Below are 3,658 nucleotides of genomic sequence, written 5' to 3'. Positions count from 1 at the left end.
TACTGGGCATTACGCCCGACATTTGGTGGGATCAGCCCGCCGTACGGCTACAAATGGTAAACGGAGGCAAGCACCGCCTGGCCTTTGCCAGTCACGAAGCCCGCGTTAAGTTTTACAACGAGGTATGCGAGCACTTCAGCATTAGCCGCCACGAGGTAGTAGAGATGCAATCGGAAGAAGCTTTTTAATTACGAATTGTTTAATTACGAATGAGTCAATTACGAATGGTTTAATTACGAACCGACCGAAGGGAGCTCTGCTTTAGCTAATTACGAATGAGTCAATTACGAATGGGCGCCAAGCGCTACTGACTAAATTATGAATCGGTTTGAAGTGACTATCGTCTACCAACTACCAACTACCAACTAAATTACGAATGGCTTCGCCCAATTCGTAATTCGTAATTCTCAAACTCGTAATTTTTACTAAAAAAAACAATAACTTTACGTATCACCAACAGCAAGTAATGCAAGATAAAATACAACCAGAAAACAGTCAGCAACAGGCGCAAAATGAACAACAGCCTGTACAGAAAAAGCCAAAGGCCTCTCAGCCAAAAGGAGGCATAATAGCCAAACAACGCCCGATTGTCAGAGACTCAAAACCTACTATACAGGCAAAACACAGCCCTATAGTAAGAGAGCGAAAGCCTACTATACAGGCAAAGCAACGCCCTGTAAGCAAGGGGGCGCAAAATGGCAAAGCTAAAGAGACTTTTAAGTTAGGAAAAAATGAAATAGACGCCACCCAAATGTTGTTTGACCGCTACTATGATGAAGAAGGCAATTTTTTGTTTGAGGACAACAAAAAAACTGACTATGTAAAAGTAGTGATAAAAAAGAAAGTAGAAGATGTGCTAAAAAACAAAGGTGGCATTGACTACCTCTATGATAATACAAAAGGCACATTGGACGAAAAGGTAAAGTTACTTCAGACCTGTTCTGTGGGCATAGATAAACTCAATTTATCAGCTAGTGCTTATGGAAATATATATACTAATATTTTAGAGAAAGGAGGATATGATACATATAAACTCTATAGTATGAGTGTATCTGTAAAAACAGCTAATGATACTTATGCAAAACCTGGCAAGTCAGATACTGAAATATTTACAACTCTTGGGAAAGGAGAAAGATTTAAAATTACTGTAAACCATAAGGATGGAGATGCTTTCTTAAAAAAGTATTTAAATACTACCTCTAATATTTTAAATGCTTTAGGTGCTCACGAATATAGGGGACACGGCGAAAAAAAGTTTGGAGCAACTGCAGACCCCAATGACCGCCTAAAATTATCTAACCACCACTTAGCCTACGAGGAACAAATATTTCATGATAAAGCTAATTGGGCAAAAACCACTAAAGAATTTAAACTCAAATTTCTTGATCAATATGAAGCTTATTTATTAAGGGAAGACCCAATAAAATATGCTAAGAAAAAGCCTGAAATAGATAAATTAAGACGTCAATATACTGCTCAAAAATAGCTTTAAAAATATCAATGATATGTTATACGACAAATTATTTTTTATGCTCTTAATTTTGTTGGCAATCTCTTGCAAAAATAAGACAAAGGTTATGTTGCCACAAATGGTGTTTGTAAAAGGCGGTAGTTTTGAAATGGGGCAAGCCACTCCAGATACTAATTCGAATATTAAACGTATAGGTGCACGCCCTGTACATGAGGTTGTCTTACAAGGTTTTTATATGGGCAAATTTGAAGTAACCAATGCTGAATATGTGTTGTTTTTGAACGACAAACTAGCTCGAATAGACGAGTTTGAATATTGGATAGACATCCCCCTAAGCAAGTGTATACCAGATACTGCCAAGGGCAAGTTTTATGTAGAACAAAAGTATAAAAACCACCCTGTAGTAGGTGTTACCTGGTATGGGGCAGATAATTATTGCCGTTGGTTGTCTGCTAAAACCGGGCAATACTACCGATTGCCCACTGAGGCAGAATGGGAATATGCTGCCAGAGATAGAGGTAAAAGCCATACCTATGCCGGGAGTAATTATTTAGACGAAATAGCTTGGTACCGTGAGAATACCCGTAAGGTGAATGAAGTAGGAGCCAAACAAGCCAATGGGCTTGGTTTGCACGATATGACTGGCAATGTACAAGAGTGGTGTTTTGACTGGTACGACAAAGTTTTTTATATCCATAGTAAAAAAAATAACCCTATTAACTATGCTCCTACTGGGTTTAAATGCGTACGTGGTGGAAGTTGGGCAAGTGCTGCTAAATATTGTAAAGTAGTGAATAGATTGAGCGACTTGCCTCTTGATGGGAGTAATAGAGTAGGGTTTCGGATAGTAAGAGAAAAATAACATGACAAATCTTAAATATTATATACTGCTGTTCTTTTTGCTGCTGGAAGCTTGTCACACACTGCCAGAAGGCAATACCAGTAAAAGTAAAGCTCATTTACGCCAAGTCATGCCACATAGTACTACATTACGCCCTAGGGCTACAGTAGATACAATAAACCAACACAAAATGGTAGATTCATTATATAGGCAACTTCAGACAGCCTATGAAGCTAACTCTACAAAACAATTAGAGGTTTTTTTGCAAAATTGGGCAATTTATTCGGCAAAGCAACACAACCATTACCCAGCATCAGATATGGTTGCACCTGCCCTTACTCAACTATTCATAGATATGTTTTCACCCTTCGATTTTTCGCCTTTTGGCTGGAAACAACGCAAAGAAAAGACAGATTTTACTGGTGTCAAATACCTGGTCATTCAAGGACAACTGCCCTATGCAATAGATTTTGCCAAAAACGTGCCTTGGGACACCCTTAGACACTTTAGCCCACCTATAAAATATAAAGGTGTGACTACTCTATATTTTCACGAAATATACCAAAAAGTATTTGATAAGTTTTTGACTGATGAGGTTTCTTATAAAAAAAGAGATTTTCTGGGTAAGCTGTTAAATATGCCGCTTAGTTTGGTAGCTGATATTACTACACAACCTAAGATTTATCAGATACAACTTAATACTAAGCTAAATGGTGCAGTAGTAGATTATTATCTGGAAGGTTCCTTTATGAGAAGTTGGCTAATGAAGCAAGGCAACCATTGGGTCATCGTACACAACGAACAAACAGGCATAGAATAGTAACCTTTGATGACAAAGCTTTTTTACAAGCATAATGTAAACGCCATTAAAGAAGCCATTAGAATTAAAGGAGTTACTTACAGCGTACTTCCTAAAAAAGAGATATGGATGCCCAGATGATCATAAAATATTTTGGCATTACTGGCTTTATGGTGATACATATACTTTGAGTTAAACTGTTACACTACCAAAACAACTTGTGGTAAGTTAAATAGCTTTTGATAAAAAAAAAAGAGAGTAAAAACTTATTTTAGAAAACTAAAAAATACCAATGCATAAAATACCAAAAGATAGAATAAAGATACCTTTAGTATCTCGCAATGTGTGGGCAAGCACAGGAGGTGTTGTATTTTTAATCATAGGTTTGCCTTTCTTTTTGGGCGAAGGGGTGATGTTGTTAGAACAAATCTTAAAACAAACCCCTTCTACCTACTCTACCCTACTATTTCTTCGCCTCGGTTTGTGTCTTCACAAATCGCCTCGTCGTAGCGCCTGTAAATAGTGTTTTTCAGAGTTCCGATCAGCT

At 37.6% G+C, this 3,658-nt stretch carries 3 protein-coding genes and 1 pseudogene; all 4 read left to right on the top strand.

Annotated elements, in window-relative coordinates:
- A pseudogene (locus Q0954_RS33240) lies at positions 1 to 188 on the top strand (hypothetical protein); the annotation flags it as partial.
- A gap of 278 nt (positions 189 to 466) precedes the next feature.
- Positions 467 to 1,486, top strand: a complete 1,020-nt coding sequence (locus Q0954_RS33235) for a hypothetical protein (RefSeq protein ID WP_299466145.1) — start codon at positions 467 to 469, stop codon at positions 1,484 to 1,486.
- A 19-nt stretch (positions 1,487 to 1,505) separates the two neighbouring features.
- Complete coding sequence (locus Q0954_RS33230) at positions 1,506 to 2,333, top strand: formylglycine-generating enzyme family protein (protein WP_299466142.1); 828 nt, start codon at positions 1,506 to 1,508, stop codon at positions 2,331 to 2,333.
- Position 2,334: 1 nt separating this feature from the next.
- A complete protein-coding gene (locus Q0954_RS33225; protein WP_299466139.1) occupies positions 2,335 to 3,132 on the top strand; it encodes a hypothetical protein in 798 nt (265 codons plus the stop codon).
- The last annotated feature ends 526 nt before the right edge of the window (positions 3,133 to 3,658 follow it).

This window comes from uncultured Microscilla sp. (genome assembly GCF_947493425.1).
Lineage (GTDB): Bacteria > Bacteroidota > Bacteroidia > Cytophagales > Microscillaceae > Microscilla.
Note: the sequence above shows the minus strand (reverse complement) of the source record. Positions and strands in the feature narration are given on the sequence as shown.

Bases quoted from the DNA above. Each gene is read 5' to 3' on its own strand.
- Q0954_RS33225 (WP_299466139.1), top strand. From the start codon at position 2,335: ATGACAAATCTTAAATATTATATACTGCTGTTCTTTTTGCTGCTGGAA.
- Q0954_RS33230 (WP_299466142.1), top strand. From the start codon at position 1,506: ATGTTATACGACAAATTATTTTTTATGCTCTTAATTTTGTTGGCAATC.
- Q0954_RS33235 (WP_299466145.1), top strand. From the start codon at position 467: ATGCAAGATAAAATACAACCAGAAAACAGTCAGCAACAGGCGCAAAAT.